This window comes from Aquimarina sp. Aq107 (genome assembly GCF_943733665.1).
GTDB lineage: Bacteria > Bacteroidota > Bacteroidia > Flavobacteriales > Flavobacteriaceae > Aquimarina.
This window is the reverse complement of record NZ_OX030782.1, coordinates 3,018,469-3,041,693: the sequence shown is the minus strand read 5'-3', so window position 1 is coordinate 3,041,693 and position 23,225 is coordinate 3,018,469. Positions and strand designations below refer to the sequence as shown.

19 protein-coding genes are annotated in these 23,225 nt (G+C 30.4%); 13 read left to right on the top strand and 6 right to left on the bottom strand.

Annotation, left to right across the window (positions count from 1 at the left end; genetic code table 11):
* The first annotated feature begins 57 nt into the window (after window positions 1-57).
* From NMK29_RS13065 to NMK29_RS13050, 4 genes are read left to right on the top strand one after another with little or no spacing between them, the layout of a single operon-like run.
* A complete protein-coding gene (locus NMK29_RS13065; protein ID WP_108803795.1) occupies window positions 58-1,413 on the top strand; it encodes a hypothetical protein in 1,356 nt (451 codons plus the stop codon).
* 5 nt (window positions 1,414-1,418) lie between these two features.
* Window positions 1,419-5,117: an RHS repeat protein gene (locus tag NMK29_RS13060; RefSeq protein ID WP_108803796.1), complete on the top strand. Its 3,699-nt coding sequence runs from the start codon at window positions 1,419-1,421 to the stop codon at window positions 5,115-5,117.
* 34 nt (window positions 5,118-5,151) lie between these two features.
* Window positions 5,152-8,841 carry a DUF6443 domain-containing protein gene (locus NMK29_RS13055; protein WP_159092245.1) on the top strand — a complete coding sequence of 1,230 codons (3,690 nt, stop codon included), beginning with the start codon at window positions 5,152-5,154 and terminating at the stop codon, window positions 8,839-8,841.
* Entirely contained in the window at window positions 8,841-9,353 is a 513-nt protein-coding gene (locus NMK29_RS13050; protein WP_108803798.1) for a hypothetical protein, read from the top strand. Before NMK29_RS13055 ends, NMK29_RS13050 begins: the two co-directional genes overlap by 1 nt.
* A gap of 116 nt (window positions 9,354-9,469) precedes the next feature.
* Here NMK29_RS13050 and NMK29_RS13045 read toward each other — a convergent pair whose 3' ends face one another.
* Both NMK29_RS13045 and NMK29_RS13040 read right to left on the bottom strand, forming a co-directional pair.
* Window positions 9,470-10,381, bottom strand: a complete 912-nt coding sequence (locus NMK29_RS13045; RefSeq protein ID WP_108803799.1) for an IS3 family transposase — start codon at window positions 10,379-10,381, stop codon at window positions 9,470-9,472.
* Window positions 10,382-10,389: 8 nt separating this feature from the next.
* On the bottom strand, window positions 10,390-10,767 hold the full coding sequence (locus tag NMK29_RS13040) for a hypothetical protein (RefSeq protein WP_108803800.1): 378 nt from the start codon (window positions 10,765-10,767) through the stop codon (window positions 10,390-10,392).
* Between the two features lie 114 nt (window positions 10,768-10,881).
* On the opposite strand from NMK29_RS13040, the gene NMK29_RS13035 reads away from it, so the two are divergent.
* The 8 genes from NMK29_RS13035 to NMK29_RS13000 all read left to right on the top strand — a co-directional run bounded on the left by NMK29_RS13035 (window position 10,882) and on the right by NMK29_RS13000 (window position 16,878).
* A complete protein-coding gene (locus NMK29_RS13035) occupies window positions 10,882-11,424 on the top strand; it encodes a hypothetical protein (RefSeq protein ID WP_108803801.1) in 543 nt (180 codons plus the stop codon).
* Between the two features lie 256 nt (window positions 11,425-11,680).
* Complete coding sequence (locus tag NMK29_RS13030) at window positions 11,681-12,187, top strand: nuclear transport factor 2 family protein (protein WP_108803802.1); 507 nt, start codon at window positions 11,681-11,683, stop codon at window positions 12,185-12,187.
* Between the two features lie 76 nt (window positions 12,188-12,263).
* Entirely contained in the window at window positions 12,264-13,250 is a 987-nt protein-coding gene (locus NMK29_RS13025) for a hypothetical protein (RefSeq protein WP_159092246.1), read from the top strand.
* Between the two features lie 3 nt (window positions 13,251-13,253).
* On the top strand, window positions 13,254-15,005 hold the full coding sequence (locus tag NMK29_RS13020; protein WP_108803804.1) for a carbamoyltransferase N-terminal domain-containing protein: 1,752 nt from the start codon (window positions 13,254-13,256) through the stop codon (window positions 15,003-15,005).
* The gene (locus NMK29_RS13015; protein ID WP_108803805.1) at window positions 14,992-15,399 is read left to right on the top strand and encodes an SxtJ family membrane protein; all 408 of its coding nucleotides are present in this window, start codon (window positions 14,992-14,994) and stop codon (window positions 15,397-15,399) included. Before NMK29_RS13020 ends, NMK29_RS13015 begins: the two co-directional genes overlap by 14 nt.
* Window positions 15,400-15,401: 2 nt before the next feature.
* Window positions 15,402-15,560: a DUF5989 family protein gene (locus tag NMK29_RS13010; RefSeq protein WP_255411785.1), complete on the top strand. Its 159-nt coding sequence runs from the start codon at window positions 15,402-15,404 to the stop codon at window positions 15,558-15,560.
* A gap of 50 nt (window positions 15,561-15,610) precedes the next feature.
* Window positions 15,611-16,153, top strand: coding sequence for an adenylyl-sulfate kinase (gene cysC, locus NMK29_RS13005; RefSeq protein WP_108803806.1), 543 nt, complete (start codon window positions 15,611-15,613; stop codon window positions 16,151-16,153).
* Between the two features lie 44 nt (window positions 16,154-16,197).
* A complete protein-coding gene (locus NMK29_RS13000) occupies window positions 16,198-16,878 on the top strand; it encodes a sulfotransferase (RefSeq protein ID WP_108803807.1) in 681 nt (226 codons plus the stop codon).
* A gap of 6 nt (window positions 16,879-16,884) precedes the next feature.
* Here NMK29_RS13000 and NMK29_RS12995 read toward each other — a convergent pair whose 3' ends face one another.
* Together NMK29_RS12995 and NMK29_RS12990 are read right to left on the bottom strand one after the other, a co-directional pair.
* Entirely contained in the window at window positions 16,885-17,967 is a 1,083-nt protein-coding gene (locus tag NMK29_RS12995) for a hypothetical protein (RefSeq protein ID WP_254097221.1), read from the bottom strand.
* 89 nt (window positions 17,968-18,056) lie between these two features.
* Window positions 18,057-19,190 (bottom strand): hypothetical protein, encoded by a 1,134-nt coding sequence (locus tag NMK29_RS12990; protein ID WP_108803809.1) that lies wholly within the window; start codon window positions 19,188-19,190, stop codon window positions 18,057-18,059.
* Between the two features lie 210 nt (window positions 19,191-19,400).
* Between NMK29_RS12990 and NMK29_RS12985 the strand changes: the two genes are divergently transcribed.
* Complete coding sequence (locus NMK29_RS12985) at window positions 19,401-20,504, top strand: glycosyltransferase family 4 protein (protein WP_108803810.1); 1,104 nt, start codon at window positions 19,401-19,403, stop codon at window positions 20,502-20,504.
* Here the strand turns inward: NMK29_RS12985 and NMK29_RS12980 are convergent.
* Both NMK29_RS12980 and NMK29_RS12975 read right to left on the bottom strand, forming a co-directional pair.
* Window positions 20,477-21,529: a glycosyltransferase gene (locus NMK29_RS12980; RefSeq protein WP_108803811.1), complete on the bottom strand. Its 1,053-nt coding sequence runs from the start codon at window positions 21,527-21,529 to the stop codon at window positions 20,477-20,479. The genes NMK29_RS12985 and NMK29_RS12980 overlap by 28 nt on opposite strands.
* The gene (locus tag NMK29_RS12975) at window positions 21,526-23,208 is read right to left on the bottom strand and encodes an ABC transporter ATP-binding protein (RefSeq protein ID WP_108803812.1); all 1,683 of its coding nucleotides are present in this window, start codon (window positions 23,206-23,208) and stop codon (window positions 21,526-21,528) included. Before NMK29_RS12975 ends, NMK29_RS12980 begins: the two co-directional genes overlap by 4 nt.
* Between the last annotated feature and the right edge of the window lie 17 nt (window positions 23,209-23,225).

Below are 23,225 nucleotides of genomic sequence, written 5' to 3'. Positions count from 1 at the left end.
ACTATATTTGCACGTTTTTATTTAGCCTTAAAATAATTTTTGAAAATAATTATCTATATGAATACCAATTTTAGAATTATGAAAAAACAGTCCGTTGTATTGACACTTTTTGTATTTATCTCTACGTTAATATATTCACAGACTCCTGGACCTTTAACAATTAGCCCTTCGGATTCTGGAGTAACGCTTTTAGTAGGTAGAAAAGATGGAAATGCAAGTATAAAATCAAGTCAGCAAGGATCTGGACATTTAATTATTGATTCTGAGTTTTCTCAATATGTAAGCCTTAATCACTACACTAGTGATAATGTTGTTCTTAGTTATGGAGGCGGTAAAGTTGGTATTGGAAAAAATAATCCTAGCAGGAAATTAGATGTCAATGGTTCCATAGCTGGTCAAGAATTTATTAATGTTCAAAAAGGAGGAAGTTCTTTAGTAAGTCTCAATGGACAAGAACATGGGTATATTACAGGAAGGAATTCTAGTTTTGAAAATAAATTTTTGATTGCATCCAATGGTAATACCTATTTTAATGGCGGTAATGTAGGAGTTGGAACTAATTCTCCGAATACCCAATTAGTTGTAGGAAGTAATTTTGGAGCTACGATCTCGGGATCAGGTGGTGGAAATGCTGTATTTGGAACCAACTTAGCGATTCAAAATGGTGGTACCAACCATAACAAACTCTTTACTCCATATTCTCATACCAGTAGTTATGGTTACGCTGGAATTAAAGCATCTTGGGGACATCTTTATTTCTATGCAAATAGAGAGAATACCACAAGCGGCCAAACCATTACCCCTGCTACCAGAATGATTATCAACAATGAGGGTAATGTAGGAATTGGAACATCAAATCCTGACGCTAAATTAAGAGTAGAAGGGGCTTTCTCTTTAGCTAGATTTTATACAGATACTAACGGAAGGTTTGAAATTCAAGCTACTCGTTCAAGTTCTAGTGCATTAAATACAGATTTGGTATTGGCTTCTCAGCAGCATATTGTTTTAGATCCCAATAGGCATGGGACCAATGGTAATGTTGGTATTGGAACATATACACCAGATGCTAAATTAGCTGTAAACGGTAATATCCATACCAAAGAAGTAAAAGTTGATTTAACAGGATGGCCAGACTATGTATTCGAAGATTCGTATGAACTCCCAACCTTACAACAAGTAGAAGATCATATTACTACCAAAGGTCATTTAATAAATATCCCATCGGCATCAGAAGTAGCTGAAAACGGTATTCTACTAGGTGAAATGAATGCAAAGCTTTTAGAAAAAATCGAAGAATTGACCTTGTATACGATTGAGCAGGAAAAAAAGATTGAAGAGCTACAAAAAGTAAAAGCTAAGAATAGCGAGCTTGAAGCTAGATTAATTAAAATTGAATCATTGTTAAAAAAGTAAATAATATGAAATATTATCCTATAATAAAGAATAGCATAGTACTTATTTCGCTATTCGCAAGCTATGTAATATTTGCCCAAAATGAGATTGGTCCATCTTCTTACGAAGTACAATTAATACCGGAAAGTCCTGATGTAGCTGACCTAGGTAAATTTGGAGATTTCCCTGTTAATAAATATAATGGGACAGCAAATGTAAATGTACCTATTCATCAAATTGATTTTGATGGGCTTTCAATTCCATTTTCATTAAGTTATAATACATCTGGGATAAAGGTGAATCAAGATGCCTCTTGGGTTGGTTTAGGATGGAGTCTATCAGATGGAATCACTATAACTCGAGAGATTAATGGATTTGATGATATTAGAAATTCTTTTTTGAATACTGGAGGAAATCAAGATGCGCAGGGAGTTGGATGGATATATTCTCAGGAATTTATTGTTAACGGAGGACCTTCTAATAACTATGAATTCGAGTTTTCTACGGATGATTTACTTTTTCTTAATAATGAATATACAGCTAATAGACCTCATGATACAGAACCAGATTTATTTAAAGTTAACTTGCCAAGCGGTTCTTTCAAATTTTACCTACCAAAAATTCAAAATAACGAACAGACCTTAATAGGATCGGTTATTGATAATAAAAATTTTAAAGTATTTTTTAATGTAAGTGATCATACTTTTGAAGTGATAGATCCTAAAGGGTTTACCTACTCTTTTGATGCTAAAGAGTTTTCTAGTGGTTTTAGTAGTTGGGATGCTCCAACTGCTGCCGAAGAGATTTATGCTTTGAGAGGCATACCTAGTTGGTCTACAAATCAGACAAAACGATTGAATTCTGCTTGGAAAGTATCTAAAATTACATCATATACAGGAAGAGAACTAAATTTCACATATCAGGATGCATTTTTTATGTCTTTTCCAAACTATACAGAAAAATATACGTTATGGATATTTGGAGATCATAGAAATCAAAATCCAATGGGAAAAGTTACTGATATAACTTCTCCGACTTCTATGAGTGCATCAATCAATGCTTTTCATAATCTATACTTAACAAATATTTCTGGTGATTTCGGGAGTATAGAGTTCAACCTATCCGATAGAACGGATTTATTTTCTAAAGAGGCAAAAGATCGTTTTGCAGGTGAAACTATTGGTAGATGGGATCCTGTCATTCAACCCAATACTTATACTGCAAAAAAGTTAGAAAATATTGTAGTTAAAAATAAGGATAATGATATTGTTAAAAGCGCAGAATTTCAATATTCATATTTCAATAATGATAAAATAGATGACACTTATAAGGAAAGATACCTTCGATTAAAATTAGATAATGTATCTGTTCAGGGACAAACATATGATTTTGAGTATTATGAGCAGGATTCACTTCCTGCTAAGGATACAAAATCAACGGATTTTTGGGGATTTTATAATGGAGTTGCGAATTCTATTAGAATTCCTAGTTATAATCGTTTTTTTCTTTCTCTACCAGATAATGGGAATTCTAATCAAACAGAAATCTTTGAGGATTATTATAAAGTAAATGGAGCTATTCGTAAGAGTGATATTAACTATGGTAAGTATGGTATATTAACTAAAGTAACTTATCCCACTGGAGGTTTTACAGAGTATGAATATGAAGGGAATAAAGTAAGTTTAAAGCGTCCTTCATATGATTCTGTTTTCTTTGATAATGGAAACTTCGGAAGTTCTGGAGTAAATGCATCAGAAAAATACAATTTTAGGTATCAACAACTTAAGTTAGCGAATGACCCCTCTTATTCTTTTGTTGATTATAATGAGTGTTCAATATCTTCTAATAATGTAACTTCTAATCAAGAGTTCGAAATTACAGATACTTCTTTTTGTAATAATCAATCGTATAACATAAAAGTTAATGCCACTCTGAGTTGTAGTGTTGGTTGTGGACAAGGTATTAATCCAGTTGGCCCAGCTGTTTGGGTAGAAAACACGGAAACTAATCAACGATTTAATGTTTTTTATTATGACAATCAATTTGGTAACAATAATACCGTACAGTTAGAAAAAGTTATGACGTTACCGATGGGTAACTATGTTTTTAAATATTCTGCTTGGAGCATAAATACTCCATTTTTAGTAGTAGCAAATGCATCAGCATCTGCGGTAATCTGGAATGATACTAGTATAAATTCTGACGTATTTGAAGAATTCGAAGTTGGTGGAGCAAGAATACATCAAATAATAAATAAAGATGCAGATGGAGTTTTTGTAAATGCTAAAAGATTTGAATATAACCATGTCTTAGATAATGGTTCTGTTGGATCTAGTGGGATGTTAATGGACGATTTAGTTTTCGCTTCTAAAGGGATTGGTTTTCATGAATATACACCGGAAAATTTTTCTGATGATTCTCAAAATGCTGTTTCCTTGAACTCTAGTAATCTAATTAGAGGAAATCCATCGGCTTCTGGGAGTCATATTGGATATAGTAACGTGATAGAGCGCCAAGTTGATATGTCTAATAATGATAATGGAAGTATAGTAACTAAATATATAAACAAGCCTAATGAATATAAGACTCGTTTTATAGGAGTTACTCCACAACTTTTAGCTTGCAGTAGTTGTCCCGGTGGAACAAATATATATGAAACTTTTAATCTAAGCAATTACACATATTTTAATGTATCCTATGGCGATACATATATCTTAGGGATGACTCCTACGATGTATGATTATATAAATGGTAATGTGTTAGAAGAAGAGGTTCTAGATTCATTTGGAGGATCGAAAAGTAAAGTAATAAATACCTATCAAGAATATTCATTTGGTTCTATGCCATTTTCATATGTCCCTGTTATGTTATATACAGGTAATGTTTTTAGTTTAACGAATCCATATGAACAATTTACAGGTTCTGACCTTAAGAATAATACCATGTTTAGGATCAAATCATCAGAAAATACCCAGTATTATCTTGGTGGAGCGTTAGTAAACACTACAAATTATTTTTATGAGAATTCACAGCATTATATGACAACCAAAATGGTAACTACAGATAGTGATGGAAACATACGAACTTCTAAAGTTTACTATCCTCAGGATTTGATCACAGAACCATTTATGAATGATTTACAGGTACAAAATAGATTGTCATCTCAGATTAAATTTGAATCCTATAAGGGTAATACTGCGAATCCACAAGAATCTTTGTTATACACTCAATTTATGAATTATGATGATACACATTCTCCAAATGGATTAATATTACCAAGTGAAGTAGAAGTATCTAAAGGAAATACAGGAAGTTTAGAAGAGCGACAATTTTACGAAAAATACGATAAATATGGTAATATACTCCAATACAGTAAAGCAGAGGGCGTTCATATCAGTTACATCTGGGGATATAATAAACAATATCCTATTGCTAAAGTAGAGAACGCTACTTTTTCTGATGTTGCGAACGCTTTAGGAATTTCTGAAACAGTATTAATGAGTTTTGATGAAAATGATATGAATGATTTAAATACACTGCGTGTCAATTTGCCGAATGCTATGATTTCCACCTATGAATATCAACCTTTAGTTGGAGTAACCAGTATGACTGATCCGCGAGGATATACAATGACCTATCATTATGACGAGTTTAATAGATTAAAATTCGTAAAAGATGCAGATGGTAATCTGGTATCAGAAAATCAATATAACTACAAAAACTAAGTAACGGATGAAAAATATTATAAAACATAGTATAATGGCCCTACTAGTTTTAGTAGGTATGACTGCTACTGCTCAGGTAGCGGATACAGTAATAATAGAAGATGAAACCATAAATGCATCCAGTGATCCAGCATTGCTGAATGTAAGAGCTGGTCAATCGATCACAATTAAGCCAAACACTTGGATACAATCAGGAACTGTTTTTACAGCAATTGTAACAGCAGACGCATATATACCACATATTTTAAGTACAGACGAAAATTATGTATTAACTAGAGCTTTTCAATCACCGATCACAGAAGGGATGTTATTGGACCCTGCTGTTGGAATCAAAAACAATAGTGATGTAATAGAGAATATTACATATTTTGATGGACTAGGTCGTGTAAAACAACAAATAGGGATCAAAGCCTCTCCTGATAAAAAGGATATTGTAATACATGTCGGTTATGATGATTACGGTCGACAAAACAAACAGTATTTGCCGTTTGAGCGACAAGATGATCCATTAGGAAGTTATGATCCTGTCGCTATTACTGCGGATATCAATAGTTATTATAAAGGCAAATATCCAACTGATTTTACAGGAATGGCAGAAGCCGATGTTAATGCCTATTCAGAAAGTATTTTTGAAGCATCTCCACTAAACAGAGTTTTAGAACAAGGAGCTCCTGGAAAAGATTGGAAAGCAGATGATCAAGCAGATACAGATCATACGATTAAATTTGATTGGAGTACTAATGGAACTGATGAGGTGGTCTATTTTAAAGTAAATTTTCATTTGGATAATACAGAGGTGCCAATCTTAGTAAAAGATGGATATTATGCTGCTAATGAACTAATGGTTACCATTACCAAAGATGAAAATTGGCAACCCGGACAAACATACCCAGAAGATCATACCACTAGAGAATATACAGACAAATTAGGAAGAGTAATCTTAAAACGTACTTTTGATCAAGGAGTATCGCACGATACCTATTATGTATATGATGATTTTGGGAATCTTACCTATGTAATTCCTCCTAAAGTAGATGTTACAGACGAAGTATCCCCAGAAGAACTAGCAGAACTATGTTATCAATATAAATATGATCATAGAAATCGATTGGTAGAAAAGAAAATACCAGGTAAAGGTTGGGAATACATTATTTACAATAAATTAGATCAACCCATACTTACACAAGATCTTGTACAAAGACCTAATCGTCATTGGTTATTTACCAAATATGACGCCTTTGGAAGAGTTGTTTTTACAGGATTAGAAACTTTTCCATGGGATACCACAAGAGCTGGATTACAATATAATTTAGACAATGACGCCGATGCTTCCCAATATGAAGTAAAAACCAATGATACTTCTATCCTTATTAATGGCACCAGACTTTATTATAGCAATACTACTTTTCCTGGTGGAGGCGAAATACATACCATAAACTACTATGACAACTATACCTTTGATCATAATGTAACTAATCCCGGTATAGTTTTAGAACAAACTGTTGATACCAATGTAAAAGGATTAGCTACTGGATCTAAAGTACGCGTTTTAGGAACTGATGATTGGATTACTACCGTTACCTATTATGATGAGAAGGGAAGACCTATCTATGTACATAGTACCAATGAGTATCTTAATACAATAGATATTGTAGAGAGTAAGTTAGACTTTGCAGGAAAAGTACTAGAAACCAAAACTAGCCATACTAAAGACAGCAATGCTGCCATAGTGACTATTGATACTTTTACATATGACCATATGGGTAGGTTATTAGATCAAAAACAAAAGATTAATAATCAAGCAGAAGAACACCTCATAGCTAATACCTATGATGAATTAGGACAATTGGAGTCTAAAGCAGTAGGTGGAGGCTTACAGGATGTAGATTACACTTATAATGTACGTGGTTGGTTAAACAAGATTAACGATGATGGTAAAAATGACAATGATTTGTTTGATTTTAGTATTGCTTATAATGATATAACTGATGTGACTAAAAAACTATATAACGGTAATATAAGTCAAACTAGTTGGAGTACTGCAAGTATTAATAATACTAGCAATCCAGAAAGTAATCAATATATATATAGCTATGATGCACTGAACCGTATTAAAACCGCTATTGATAATACAGGTAATTATGATCTAACCAATGTTATATACGATAAAAACGGAAATATCTTAAACCTAGAAAGAAAAGGAACCCTTAATACAGCAGTTACTGGTTTCGGTACAATGGATAACCTAACGTATACTTATAATGAAAGTGGAATAGGAAATCAGTTATCTAGTGTTGCAGATAGCAGTGGAGTGACAGAAGGATTTAACGATGGTAATACTACAGGAAATGATTATCTTTATGATGATAATGGAAATATGACTAAAGATTTGAACAAAGGGATTTCTAATATTACGTATAATCATTTGAACCTTCCAGTAGTAATAGAAACAGAGGAAGGCGAGATAACTTATACTTATTCTGTAACTGGAGAAAAACTTAGAAAAGAATTTACGATCCATGAAACAGATGCTCCACCTTATAGGGATGTAACCGTGTTTACGGATTATGCAGGAAATTATGTTTACGAAAAAACAGATACTACCGATGAACTTAAATTCTTTAACCACCCAGAAGGATATTTAGAACCTAATAGTACTGGTGGATATGATTATATTTACCAATACAAAGACCATTTAGGAAATATTAGATTGTCTTACTCAGATAAAAATAAAGACGGTGATATTGATCTAATCCCCGGTTCTGCGGAGAACGAAATCATAGAAGAAAAGAATTATTATCCCTTTGGACTACAACATAAAGGGTACAATAATACTATTACTGGAAGAGAACATAACTATGGTTTTGGTGGAAAAGAAGAACAAGACGAGTTAGGACTTGGTTGGATAGATATTACTGCAAGAAATTACGATCCTTCAATTGCTAGGTGGATGAACCTTGATCCTCTTGCAGAACAGATGCGTAGACATTCCCCATATAATTATGCATTTAATAATCCAATTTATTTTATTGATCCTGATGGAATGGCTCCAACAGATTATTATATTGATAGAGTAACAGGCAAAATATTAGGTCAGGATGGTGCTGCTACAAACGAATTAAGAGTAATTGATAAGAGGGAGTTTGATTATGCTAAAGAAGAATATGGTGGTACAATATCACAGGAAGCAACACAAGAACTTCAAAATAACAGTACATTGGTCACCTTCAATGAACAACAAATACAAGATCAAGCACAAAGCGTTGGTGATGATACAGCAAGTGAGGGAGTTGAAAACCAAGCTTATATTACTCTAAATGTAAATACCGGAGAAGTTGGCGCTCAAAGAGGTCAAGATGGTAATAGTGAAGAAGTTGAAATAGATGCAACTGTAAGTGAAGCTAAAGATGCTGCTCCAAGAACTGGGAATGGATTAATGCTCATAGCACAAATGCACGGACACCCTAAGACTACAAAGAAAGGAATGAAAAACGGGAAGTCTACATCTGTAAAAGATAAAAATGCAGCTGCTAGCTATGGAATTACTGTTTTTGCAATTGATGCATTTGATTCCAAACAAGGTGCTGGATCAGAAAGAGCTATACATAGAGTTACAAAAAATGGTACAAGGCTTAATTTTGCAGGTAAAACAAAAGGAACTAATACCACGGGGACGGTTAATTTCACTAAACATTTAAAAAGTTTATTAAAAAAAGGTAGATAATGAAAAATATAATTTTATTAGGAATATTAATACTATCTCTAAATGTATTTGGGGTTGCAAATGCTCAAACTACGCAAAAAGAGATACTATCTGTTTTTAAAGAAACACTAGTTAAATCTAGAAATTTAGTCCCAGAAGCAACAAATTCCTGGTTCTTTGACAATTCGAATAATGATTATTTCAAAAAAGATACAATTGTTTTGAATAGTGCTCGATGTTATGTAATGGATTACTGCAATAGTATAAGCTGGAGTTTTTATAAAAATGAAAAATTCATATTAGAAAAAACTGATAATTGTAATGAACCTCCGACTAAGGTAGCTTCAAAAGATGAAGATTTTATGGATATTAAAGTTAAAGAACAAGATAATATGACTTATTTATGTCTTTACAATATCAATGGGCTATTTGAGACTTATGAGGTATTAAGTTTAAAAACCAATGATACTTCGGATGAAGAGTGTAGTTTTGATTTTACTTTAAAGCTTCTCAGAATTAGAGAGAATGATTAGATCCGTCTCGCTAGCGCCCATTTGTAACGGGTGACGTCAAAGCTGTCTCGTCCTAAAAAAAGTTTACATATTTTATATTAATCCTAAAATAGATTTACAACTTATTCTTAATCCTATTATTGGTTTACAATAATAGGATTTTTTATATAATAATTCTTCCATAGTTTTTCAGTTTTTATATTGTTTTGATGTACTTGGTTTGGGGTAAGGTTTCCTATACTCATATGTGGTCTTTCGTTATTATATAACTTCACGACAGTTTCTAATAATTCTGTAGCTTCTTGTATGTTTTCTACTTGATAATCGTTTAGGTATTCCTCCTTTATAATACCATTCACTCTTTCTGCTATTGCATTTTCTAAGGGATCTCCATTTTCTGTCATGCTAATCTCAATGTTATTGTTTTTTAACAATTTCACATATTCATAACTGCAGTATTGAGTTCCTCTATCTGAATGATGTATAAGTTTAGAGGTACTATCAATATCTGTTTTGAGATTCGATATTGCTATGTTCAACGCTTGGATTGTCTCAGATGTTTGTAAACTACCAGCTAAATGATATCCAACTATTTTTCTAGAATATGCATCTGTGATAAAACTTATATACACAAAGCCTGTTTCAATTCTCCAATAAGTTATGTCACTAACCCATAATTGATTTGGTTTTTCAGGAACAAGTTCTCTGATAAGATTCGAATACTTCTTGAATCTATGAAATGAGTTTGTGGTTATTGTTTGTTTTTTCTTACGTCTAACTAATAAGTGATTAGCAGATAAAACATCAAATAACCTATCTCTTCCCATCTTAATTTGATGTTCCAATAAGAAGGGTTGTAAAAGCTCGTATAACTTTCTTCCTCCCATATGACGATGGTTCTTTCTGATTTTTAAGACCTCACAAACAATTAATTCATCTTCGAAAGCTAGTTGCTCTCGATACCAAAAATGCTGATAATATGCTTGTCGGGTAACACCAAGTAATCGACAGAACCTGCCTAAACTTACTTTTGGATAAAGGGTTTTCATCTCTTGGATTACTTGGTGTTGGACTTTTTTACAATTCTTATTTTAAATTCTTGTTCTGCAACCTCAATCATTTTTCTGTAAGTTTCGGCCAATAATCGAGCTTCTTGTAGTTCCCTCTTTAATTGAGATACAGATTCGTTTTTGTTGTCTGAAGTTTTATTTGATTGATTTGCCATTACTGGTAAAGATACTATACTTGGGTTTGTATAATCATATCCTTTGTCTTTTAACCAGCTTGTTAATGTTCCGTGACCCAGATTATATTTATCTTCAATTGTTTTTCGCTTTAAAGTTCCTGTTAAAAATTCGTTGCAAACGAAATCTTTAAACTCTTCACTATACCTATTTTGCCATTTTGTTGTTGATGTTTTTGAATATCTTTCCATATTTTCACACTTTTTGTGTAAACCTATTTCAGGACAAGACAATAGGAAGGCCACTAGTCACAGACTAGCGGGAGCGAGGGAGCAGAAGAATTTGAAAAACGGGATGATTAAAAAATGAAAAAAATAATATTTATAATAGTTTTATGTTTAAGCATTTTTTCAAATGCTCAAGAAATTAAAGTATTAGATTCTACATCACTAGTTTTTAAGGCAAAATTACTTACAGTTGATTTGACAGGAATTGATAATAAAGAAAGTATACTTAATCATTTAGAAAATAAAAGGGAACATTATTTCTTAAAGACAAAGTACTCAAGTTTTGTTTTTATTAAGATTGTGTCAAAAAAGCCTGATGTTGGTTGGTATAGGAATAAAAAAGGCTGTTCATTTTATTTGGCATTTAATTTACTGAATACTAGATTTTATCGTTTAGGAGGTTTTGATATTATAGATATAGATAATTTTATAAAAGATTTAAAAGAACAAGAAATAATCCTTTTTAAGGATTTAGAAGGAGGTAATGAGATAGAAGAAATGGATATTTATTGTTTATATGAGTATTACGAGATGAAACCTAAAAAACGATTAAAGAAAGGTTTTAGTTGTTTTCAAAAATGCTCCAAAGAAATTATAGATAAGATAGGAAACCCTCATTAAAACATTTTGCACCCTATCGCTCGGATGTGATAACGCAGATTTGTAATCTGTGCGGTCTATGAGTAAGCGGTACGAATAAAGAATAAATACTAAGAACGAGTTACATTGATTTGTGGCTGATATTTTAACATTCATTAATTATTTGAATAATATTGATATAAATCCTGCTATAACAGCAGGATTTTTTGTTTGTTAATAATTAAGTCTTAAAACTAAAGAAAGTTTTAACTTTATACTTTTACCAAATACATATATTATGATTAGAATTTTTATTGCTTTTTTTATGTTATTTAATTCCATTATGATTGGGCAGGTGAGTAGTTCGGAAATCCAAAAGCAAATTGATCAAACCGTTTGGAAACCGTTCCAGAAAGCGTATGAATCATTGGATGCAGTATCATTAAACGAGATATATGCAGATGATGTATTACGTGTTACATCAGAAGGTATTGATACTAAGAATGTTTTTAAGAGTAAGAATGTAGAACGTCTAGAAGCTTCTAAAGAAAGTAATACACAAATAAAACTTGATTTCTGGTTCGATAGTAGGCATACCAATGAAGATACTTCGTATGAAGTTGGTTTTTATAAAATTGGGATTACTACAGACGATAAAACTCAATATATCTATGGTCAATTCCATATTGTATTAAAAAAGATCAATGGTATATGGAAAATAACACAAGATTGGGATACTACCACAATTAATGGTAAGCCGATTACTAAAGAAGATTTTGAGAAAAAGAACTCTTTACGATTTTGATGTTTTTCAATTTATGCTGCTGATTATGCTACAAGCATGTGAGATTTAGAAACATAATTAGATAATTTTCCAAGGTGTGAAGAAAGTTTTAAGATGGTTATATCAAACAATGATTATTCTGATTATTGTGTTTCTTCTATTTGAGCTATCGTATCGATTTTCTGTTATTGATTTTTATAAAACAGAGTTTACTTCTCTAAATGATGCTAATGATATCGAATCTAAGAATATAGATTATTTAGTGTTTGGAGATTCTTTTTCTGCCACAACAAATAATTATGTTACGTATTTAAGAAGTGTTAGTAATAAAACTTTTATAAATTCTGGTGTACAAGGAATAGGAGTGAAGCAGGTTAATACTTTCGCAAATCGTCGTATACAAAAATATCAGCCAAAAAATATTATCTATCAAGTATATGTAGGGAATGATCTTATAGATGTCGATCATTTAACGAATTATAAAGCATTATCCTTGATAAGAAATGTATACTGGGATATATCGGATATGTTTCTGAGTAGTTCTTATGTCAATTATCGGTTAGGGCATTTTAAATCGAGCGTTGCACCAATTAATAAGACGTTTAATGATCAAAGATTTAGTGTAAAGGATTATAATCAGCGAAGCAAATTATATTTTAAGTCGGATTCAGCATACTTATATAAATCAGTAACAGCTGAAGGGAGTTTTGAAAACCGATATAATATTTGGATTGATGAATTAAAAGAATTTATAGAAGTAATTCCAACTGATGTTCAGATTGTTATCGTTTTTATCCCACATTGTTCGCAATTAAATTCTTTTTATTTCAATAGTATGCGTCAATTGGGAGCAAAGTTTTCTGATGAAACTGAATTTAAGAAAACGGAATACGGTTTTTTTGAAAAAGCATCGTTGGATGTACAACAATATAAAAATGTGACTTTACTAAACCCATTAGAACAATTACAAGAAAAAGATACGAAAGAGAAAAGACTTTATTATCTTAACGATCCTCATTTAAATAAAGAGGGGCAAAAAGTTTTGGGCACTTTTTTAGAAAAGGCATTATTAATAAATGAGTAGAGTGTGAGTTATATTTTAGGAATTTCAGCGTTTTATCATGATTCGGCAGCTTGTTTGCTTAAAAATGGAAAAATTATAGCTGCAGCTCAAGAAGAACGTTTTACTAGAAAAAAACATGATCCTTCATTTCCTAAAAAAGCAATTGAATTTTGTTTAAAAGAAGGAGGGATTGATATAGAATCGATCGAGGTAGTCGTTTTTTATGAGAAACCTTTTCTAAAATTTGATAGGATTATTAATTCTATTCAAGCTAACACACCTTTTGGTTTTTCTTTTTTTAGAAAATCTATTAAATCTTGGACAAAAACCAAGCTTTGGATTCCCGCAATTATTAAAAAGGAATTAGCATTTACAGGTAGCGTTTTGTTTTCTGAACATCACGAAGCACACGCAGCAGGAGCTTTCTTTTCTTCACCTTTTTCTGAGAGTGCTATAGTTACGATAGATGGAGTGGGAGAAAAGGCTTGTACCACTATAGGCTTAGGTAACAATAATGAAGTAAAAATCTTAAAAGAACAACATTACCCACATTCTTTTGGGCTTTTATACAGTGCATTTACCCAGTATTGCGGTTTTAAAATTAATTCTGGAGAGTATAAGTTAATGGGATTGGCTCCGTATGGTAAACCGATTTATAAGGAGTTAATTCTAAAACATTTTGTTACAATTACAGATCAGGCAGAAATACATTTAGATCTTAAATATTTCTCATTTGATAAAGGTAAAACTACAATTAACAAAGCATTTTGCGACATTTTAGGACAATTAGCAAGAAAACCAAATGAAGAAATGACATCGTTTTATTGTGATGTCGCAAGTTCTATACAGTCAGTTACAGAGGGCTTTATGGAAAAATTACTTAAGTATGCCAAGAAAGTAACTAATTCTAAAAACGTATGTTTGTCAGGAGGAGTGGCACTGAATTGTAAAGCAAATGGAGAGTTACTTAAAAAAGATATATTTAAAAACATATGGGTGCAACCTGCTTCAGGAGATGGAGGAGGAGCAATGGGAGCAGCTTTTGTGGGATGGTATCATTATTTAAAAAACGAAAGAACTTATATCGATAATACATTACCAGAACAAGCATATCTAGGAATTGGTTATAATAATGATGCTATAGAAGCTGTTTTAAAGGAACATCAGATTGATTATAGTTTGGTAAATGATGATGAGTTATGTGAGGAGGTTTCGGATCAGCTTAAGGGTAAAAAGATAATAGGTTGGTTTCAAGGTAAAATGGAGTTTGGACCAAGGGCTTTGGGTAATCGCAGTATTTTGGCAAGTCCGCTATATAGTGATATGAAAAAGCATGTGAATATGCGAATCAAAAAAAGAGAAGGGTTTAGACCTTTTGCTCCTATAGTGTTAGAAGAAAAGGCTAAAGACTGGTTTTTTGATAGTATATCTTCTAAATACATGCTTTTTACGTTTAGAAGTGATAAGAAAGAAAAAATACCTTCTTGTATTCATGAAGATGACACAGCTAGAGTTCAAACACTCTCTTCAGAAGAAAATCCATTACTACATCAATTAATTTCTTCTTTTGAAGATAAAACGTCTTGCCCTGTATTGATTAATACATCATTTAATGTTAGAGGCGAACCTATAGTTGCGTCTCCGTTAGATGCGTTGAGATGTTTTTTTCAGACAGAAATGGATATACTGGTATTAGGTAATTATATAATATACAAAGAAAGAAATAGGGATGTGAGTGAAACACTTTCTAAACAAATACAGTATGAGTTGGATTAGTGGTGTTATAGATATTGTTCAGGATAATAGTAGTGCTAAAAGAAAGCAGCAACAATTTGGTGGATTAGTGTTAGTACTATTGTTGTTAATTTTTTGTGTCTCTGTATATAAAGATGGATTTATATTTAATGCAAAACAAACTAATACAGCCATTAGTTTTATGGTAGTTTCAATAATTACAATTTTGCTACCGATATTGTTTTATCCTTTTCTATTCGTTTGGTTATTTGTTGGTAATATTTTGGGAGAAATCAGTTCTTTTGTTATTTTAGGGATAGTGTATTACTTACTTTTTTTTCCAATTACTTTTGTTTTAAGAATTACAAATAAGAAAAAAACGACTACTGGATGGATAGATAAAAAAGAAAGTATCGATTATGAAAAATTATATTAACAATGAATAAATCAGGGATATTTTTAGAGTTTTTGAAGTTTTTGATGCGTCAAAAAAAGTATTGGTTGATCCCAATTATTATTGTTTTGGTTTTATTAGGGGCTTTATTAGTTTTCACTGAGAATTCTGTTGTATCACCCTTTGTCTATTCTTTATTTTAAAAATACATATAAAAAGAACGATCATTTTAATAATTAAAATAGTAGCATAATTGAAACCAGTTTTTATTCTTTTAACGGGTTTGTCAGGTAGTGGGAAAACTACTTTGGGAAAAGGTTTAACAAATTACTACTCAAGTAGAGAAAATAAAGTTTTTCATTTAGATGGAGATGATCTTCGCAAGGCATTGCACTGTGATTTAGGGTTTAGTAAAGAAGATAGACATAAGCAGTTAATGTTAACGGCTGAGTTATCGATCTCTTATCTTAAGAAAGGAATCAGTGTTATTGTTTCTCTTATAGCTCCGTATAATGACCATAGATTAGATGCTAAGAAACTTATAGAAAGTCGCGGTTTTGATTTTAAACTAATTTATGTTGATTGTTCTATTGAAGATTGTATAGAAAGAGACCCCAAAGGATTATATAAAAAAGTACTAAAAGGAGAAATAAAAAATTTTACAGGGATTGATGATCCATATGAACCTCCTAAACAGGCAGATTTGCATATACAAACTGAGAAAGTAAATTATCAGAACTCATTAAAAAAAATGATAGAGCATAGTTTTATTAAAACAGAACCTGAAAAATTATAAATAGAATTGCTTTTTTTGAATATAATATAAACTCACACACTATAATGGCAAGTAAAAGAATCGAATATATTTTCGTAATGGGGCATATGAGGAGTAGGTCTTCTTTATTAACTCATATTCTTTTATCACATTCTACTATGGCGGGACTTGGAGAAAGTAATGCAGTATATGAGAGTAATTTAAAATTACTTTATATGAAATCTAAGACCTTACTAAAGAATAGATCACTCAACTTTTTTAAAAAAGTCTATGTAGATCAAATAAATCATAATTCGAAAACTCCGAATTCAAAAATTTTTCTAAAGAAGAATCTTAAAGTGATTATTCTGACACGACCTCCTGATCCGTCAGTAGCTAGTATTATGGCACTTACTAAAAAACATTATACTCCGTGGTCAGATGATAAATCAAAAAAATATTATCATGATCGGATGTCTTATCTAATAAAATTGAGAGAAAAATTATCTAATGATCAGTGTTTAGTTATAAATTCTGAGGAGTTAGTGCGTACACCAAATGTAATTTTAGATAAGATATGTGAATTTTTAGAGATGTCTACACCACTTAAATCGGAATATGAAACATTTAATTTTACAGGTACCAGTGGGGATCCTAGTGCTAATATAAAAGAAGGAAAAATTATTAATAACTCACAGTACATTGATGTTAATACATCTAAATATCCAGAAGAATACGAGTTGTTTAATCAATTGATTAATATGTAATAGATATTAATTGTAATAATCAAAAAAAGATTGGATATGTTTTTTAGCAAAAACATTTCCTTTTTTACTCCAATGCCCATCACAAGTTAAAAACTGTTCTTCAGAATCTTTTTTGGAAATCTTATCTGTTTCTAAAAGAAGATCCAAATATTTGATTCCTGTAGATTTACAAAAAGCGGACATTTCTTTACCTAAAGGATTATTTTTATGTTTTTTATAATTTTGAATATCTCTTAATACTGGAATTGTAAAAACCATAACCTCTCTTTCTCCAGCTATTGATTTAATCTGTTCTAATGAATATTTTAGGCGATTTAATTGCTTTTCTGAATAATTAAAATATCCAGGAATTTCATCTTCAGATACTATTTTATGATCTTTTTTTATAGATTGTTTTAATACTGATTTAGCATATAAAAGAACGTTATATGAATATGTGAAATTTTTAAATATTTTTTTAATTGGTTTAAGTTTCTTAGTATGCACTCTTGACTTATGGATGCTATCCAGATGATAGGTCAATGAATAATGCGGATAGTCTCCAACGAGATATGGTCGATATCGGTCCGAATTAATTTTTAAGTTTATTTCATAGTCATCATCAATAAAGTCATTTGCAGGTAAAACACCTATTAAAATGGCATCATGAGTGTAAGAACTAGCTAATGTTTTATATAACAGGTAATATTGCGTAGATCCAAAATTGCCTGCCATTCCAAAATTTAAGTGTGGTATTTTTTTTTCTTTTTCTAATAGATTTGATAATCTGAACTCTCTAGATACACCTACACCCTCGATAAATGAATCTCCAATAACCAATACTCTCCTATTAGAACTTTTCATAGTTCTTTCTTGATCTCTAAAACCTTTGGAATTGGATTGATAAGTTACATCAAAGCATGTTTTTTTTTGCCTATAATTATTATTTGGGAGATGAGAGGTTCCAAAATTTTCATTAATGTCATACCAAAAACTCTGAGTATTCTCTAAAGAGTATGTTGGGATTTCAATATTAAGATTGCTATTATTCGTATAGATAGCTAGTACAATCTCCAAAAGGAGGAATGTAAAACTAAATATTAAAATCATTTTTTTTAATAGGGAAATTAAGCGCTTTTTTTTAAATAAATCTTGATTCATCGAATGTGATGTTCTAATACTAGTATATAAGTTCTAAGCTAATTTGTACGGTTAATTGATGTAATAATATCATTAGCAATAATTTCACTTATTATAGAATTACCATATTCAGAGATATGACAATTATCAATAAATATATTTTCTTTATTAGTGTCAAAGCAGTTACTGATATTAATAAAGTTATTTGAGTTTTGTAATATCGAATCTGCGCTCAATCTTTTATATAGTTTATGAAAAACGTTATCTAAACCTTTATGCTTATTGTATTGATTGTTTTCATATTCGGTTCTTAATTTTTTGGTATAAACAGATGGTTGCAAGTAATTAAAGATAGTAAAACCATATTGATTGCTAATAGCATCTGTAATCTTAATATTATTTCGATATCCTCTTATAACTTCATTTAAGATAGAGTCGTTTATTACAACATCATAATTTTCTTCTTTTATAGGTTTTAATTTATTTTGTACCTTTTTGATGCCTGTATTAATGTTACTCGAATTAAGAGCTAATAATAATTGTTTGTTAGATTTCTTAATTGCTTCATATGATTTTTTTATTGGCAATTGTACATTTTTTAAATAATTAGGGTGTTTTAAAAGTACCTCATTGAAACCATCATAAAATATGATGATGTCTGGTTTTTTTCCTTTTTTCAAAACTTCTATTAACAATGCAGTTTCCTGTGATCTACTATAAGCAGGAACACCGTAGTTGGTAATATGAATTTTTTTTGTTGGCGCTTTTTGTTTTAATTTTTTTGATACTAACGAAGGTATTGTCATTATATCTCTAGCTCCTTCTCCAAACATAGTGGATCCACCAAAACAATAAATAGTAAATGTAGAATCTGTTACAATAGTGTCTTCATTGATAGTTTTTCTATTTCCTTGTTGATCTATATTTATTGTTTTACCGTGATACGATTTAAGTTTATATTCAGTAAAAGGATTCCATTCATAGGTTAGCTTGTGATAATCATTGTAAAACTGTTTTATAAAAGGAATATCTTTTTCGGAATATGAATCGGATGCTAAGACACGGTCTATTTTATTAGATTGATGTTGAAATTTTCTGTTTTCGAAAAAAAAACCAAGGATAACTTCTAGTATTACTAATAAAAGGAATGATATGAAGATAATGATAATGAAATCCTGAATTTTTTTTTTCATATTGGCTAAGAGGAATTATTTGTCAAACAATTGTTGATTTTGTAAAAAACAACTAATAGAATTTAATATAAGTCTTAAGAGTTTATTATTAGATATTTAATTAAATTTAGTCATAATCTTTAATATCTAGTGATTTTAAAAAAAGTATTTAGTAATCATAGATTATAGTAAAGTAAGATTTCGTTATGATTAAATTTTTAGTTTTTGTGTATGAATAAGGTTTTTCTAGATTTAAATTATTACTCTGAGAAGACAAAGAAACCAGATTTATTAATTAAAAAGTTTAATTATAGTTTAGGATATCTTCCATATTTGAAGGATAAAACACAAACAATTTCATTGAATAGAATTGGCATTAATTTTTCTATGAGAAAAGAAGGAGTGCATTATCTATTCTATAAAGGAAGGAAAATAAAAAAATATAGTATTCCTTTTGTGTATCACAATTTTATTAAAAAGCTATCGCCAGATTATATTTTAATACATGGAATGGGATATGGGAGGTATAGTTATTTTCTTCGGAAACAATTACGTAAGAAATCAATAATTTTGGTTCAAGTTCAAGGATATGCCGAAGCACCCAAAGGTTTAAAGAAATTAATATATACTTGGGCTGATAAATATATTGACGGATATCTTTTTACAGGAAAAGAAAATGCCAAAAATTGGGTAGAATCTGGAGTTTTTGATAATAATAAAGTTTTCGAAGTAATGGAAGGTGCTACAGATTTTAAATTTAATCCAACGGTTAATAGAAAAAAAGAATCTTTTTTATGGGTCGGGAGATTGGATCAGAATAAAGACCCAATTACTGTTTTGAATACTTTTCAAAAATACCTGATTAAAGAACCCTTGGCTACATTAACGATGGTATATAATGAATTTGAATTATTAGAAGAAGTAAATGAATTGTTAAGCTCAAGTACACCTTTAAAACAAGCAGTTAATACTATAGGGAAATTAGATAGAAAAGAAATCGAGTTATTATATCAAACTCATGAGTATTTTGTTTTGGGATCTCATTATGAGGGTAGTGGATTTGCACTTGCAGAGGCAATGACCTGTGGTTGTGTTCCGATTGTAACTAGTATTCCGTCTTTTAATTATATGACTAATAATGGAGCCTGTGCTTTATTGTTTGAACCAGGTAATGGAGAACAACTATTTAATGCATTTTGTGAAACAAAAACTATAGATTATTCTAAAAAACAATCAGAATTGTTGCAATGTGTAGAAGATAAATTGACTCATAAAGCAATAGCTGAAGATATTTATCAAACTTTTCATTATTTAGAATCAAAAAAACAAGAATAGATTACAGCAGCAGTCTCTTCTATTTTAAAATGCCTAACCCGTTGAATTTCTTGTTTTTTATTCAATAAACCCGTTGATGTTTTAATTAAGTCTACTTTATTGTCTTCATAGAAAAAGTTCGTTATGTTTTCTGATAACGGGAATGTACTAATTACTTTGCAGCCACTATACAGAGCTTCTTGAACAACCATGGAATTACCTTCGAATTGTGACGTATGTAATAACAGTTTACTATTATTTAAAAGATTTCGAACCTCATTATTGGGTACATACCCCATTAATGTAATATTTTCTCTTAATCCTAGTGTGTCGATTTTGGCAGTGAGAATTTCTTTTTCTTCTCCATCTCCACAGATAACAACATTTATAGTGTTCAATATCTTTTTTAACTCGAAAATGATTTCAATAAAAAATGAATAGTTTTTTAATGCGCCCAGATTTCCTACACCAATAATATCAATGGTTCTTGTTCCAGTATTAAGTTCCGGAAAGGTATTGGTGTCTACAGCTACATTAGCAATTTTTTTAGCAGTAATACCCCAATGTTTTTTTAAAACTTTTTGATGGTTTTTTCCGACGACAATCAATTGATCTGCGGATGGTCTGAAGAGTTTAAAATATTTGTTATTTGCTTTTACATCTTGTCCTTGCAACCAAGTAAAATGCTTAACCCTAAAAATAAACTTAAGTAATTTACCGAGGATAGCAGTGTCACTATACCAGAAAGATAATATTCCATCATAATCATTTCTACGAAAAAGTTTAAGAGCTTTGATAAATGCTTTACTAATCACTAAAATGCTATTCAATTTGGTTTTAAATCCTCCTCCTATTGCATATATCTTAATAGAGTTAATATTGTATTCCTTTTTTTTAATAGGATATCGGAGTGTAATTACATCTATTTCTAGATCATTGTAATTAGTATCTAAATAATTACAGAATTGATAAATAAAAGGTACAATAGTATCCTCATCTTTGTTTCCTGGAAATAGTGGCGTAATAAGTAACAACTTTTTTTTCATCCCTTTATGAGATTGCTGTTGCGAAATGTATAATGTTTTTCGGCAAATTTAGAGAGGTCTTTATTATGAAAAACAGCAACTATTGATAATTCATTTTTTGTTGTTTCATTTTTTAAATATGTCATGATTTTTATCTCTAAATCTTCATTTAATTGATTGGTAGCTTCATCAAGTAATAGAATTTTTGGTCTTGTGTACAAGGCTCTTATTAAAGCTAAACGTTGTTTTTGTCCGCCAGAAATACTTTTACTATCAATGTTTAATACAGTGTCAAAACCTTCATCTAAATTTAATAGCCAATCTTTTAAATCAAAACTATCAAAGAGGTGATTTATGTAGTTATAATCAATATCTTCTGTTTTATTCATTGTTATATTTTCAATCAATGTTCCTTGAAAAATAAATGAATGTTGTGATAACATATATACAAAAGGAAACGATGCTGTATTTGTAATAGCATTTTCATCTAATACAATCTTACCTGATTTAAATGGAAGCATTCTACAGATAATATGTAGTAAGGTTGTTTTTCCGCAACCAGATTTACCCATAATTCCGATAAAATCCCCTTTCTTTATTTCTAAGCTACAATTAGATATAATTAAATCATTATTAGGGTAATTAAAATTAATGTTTTCTAATCGTAAAGAATTTTCGAATGGATTGTCATTTAGTTCATTTGGTTGATCAAATTTGTAAGATGCTAAAATATCAACCGCATGTTTGTTACTTTTTAAATCTATGTATGCATTAATGATTTTATTGAATGACGGAATAATTTTAATAACAGCACTACCATAAAATGAAAGTAGTACCAAATCTTTCATTGAACTTGAGTTTAATAATATGAAAGCAATAGAAAATGAAATAAAAACAATTGTCATTACTTCGAGATATCGTACATTATTTTGTTTAAAAGTACTTAATGATGCTAGCGTATCATTTTGTTCCTCATAGGATTTGCCAAATCGATTAATGAAATCGCTTTCTGATTTAGAACTTTTTATTTCGATGATTCCGTTTAAGATATTCATTAAATTATTTAAGGTATCTCTATACGATTTAGAAATAATTTCATTAAAATGTTGTGTTTTCCCTTTCCGTAAAAACAGTAGTAATAGTGCAGAAATAGAGACAAAAACTATAGAAAAAATGGTTGCCAAAGGATTGAGAATAAACCCTGCTATCATAATCATAGATAATATAATTATTTCAGACGTCAAGTGGTAAATTGGGATAAGAATATTAGTTACGAAAATAGTTGGAAGTTTATGAAAATCTCTGATTAATTGTCCTTTATCGATGAGGTAATATTTTTCATAGTTTCCATAGGTAAAATTGGATACTAGTTTCTTAGATAACAAAGTACCAATAGAGTAGAGGTATTTTGATTGTTGGGATACAATTTTAGTTTGGAGTAAATTTTTTAGTAAATAAAAAACTATTAGAGTTATAAGGGCATATAGTATATGCTTTTCTTGATAAGTAATACCAAAATGGGAAACCAAAAAATCATCTACTTTCTGTTTATCAATTATTAATAGAATAAATGGTGTTAAAAACGCGATGGAAATGAAGTCTAAAATTGAATTGACAATTGAAATAGAAAAGAAAAAGGGAAGTCTTTTCCTTTTAGATTGAGGAATTAGATATTTTATATGTTCAATTAATTTTTTCAAAATTTGAAATCAAATGT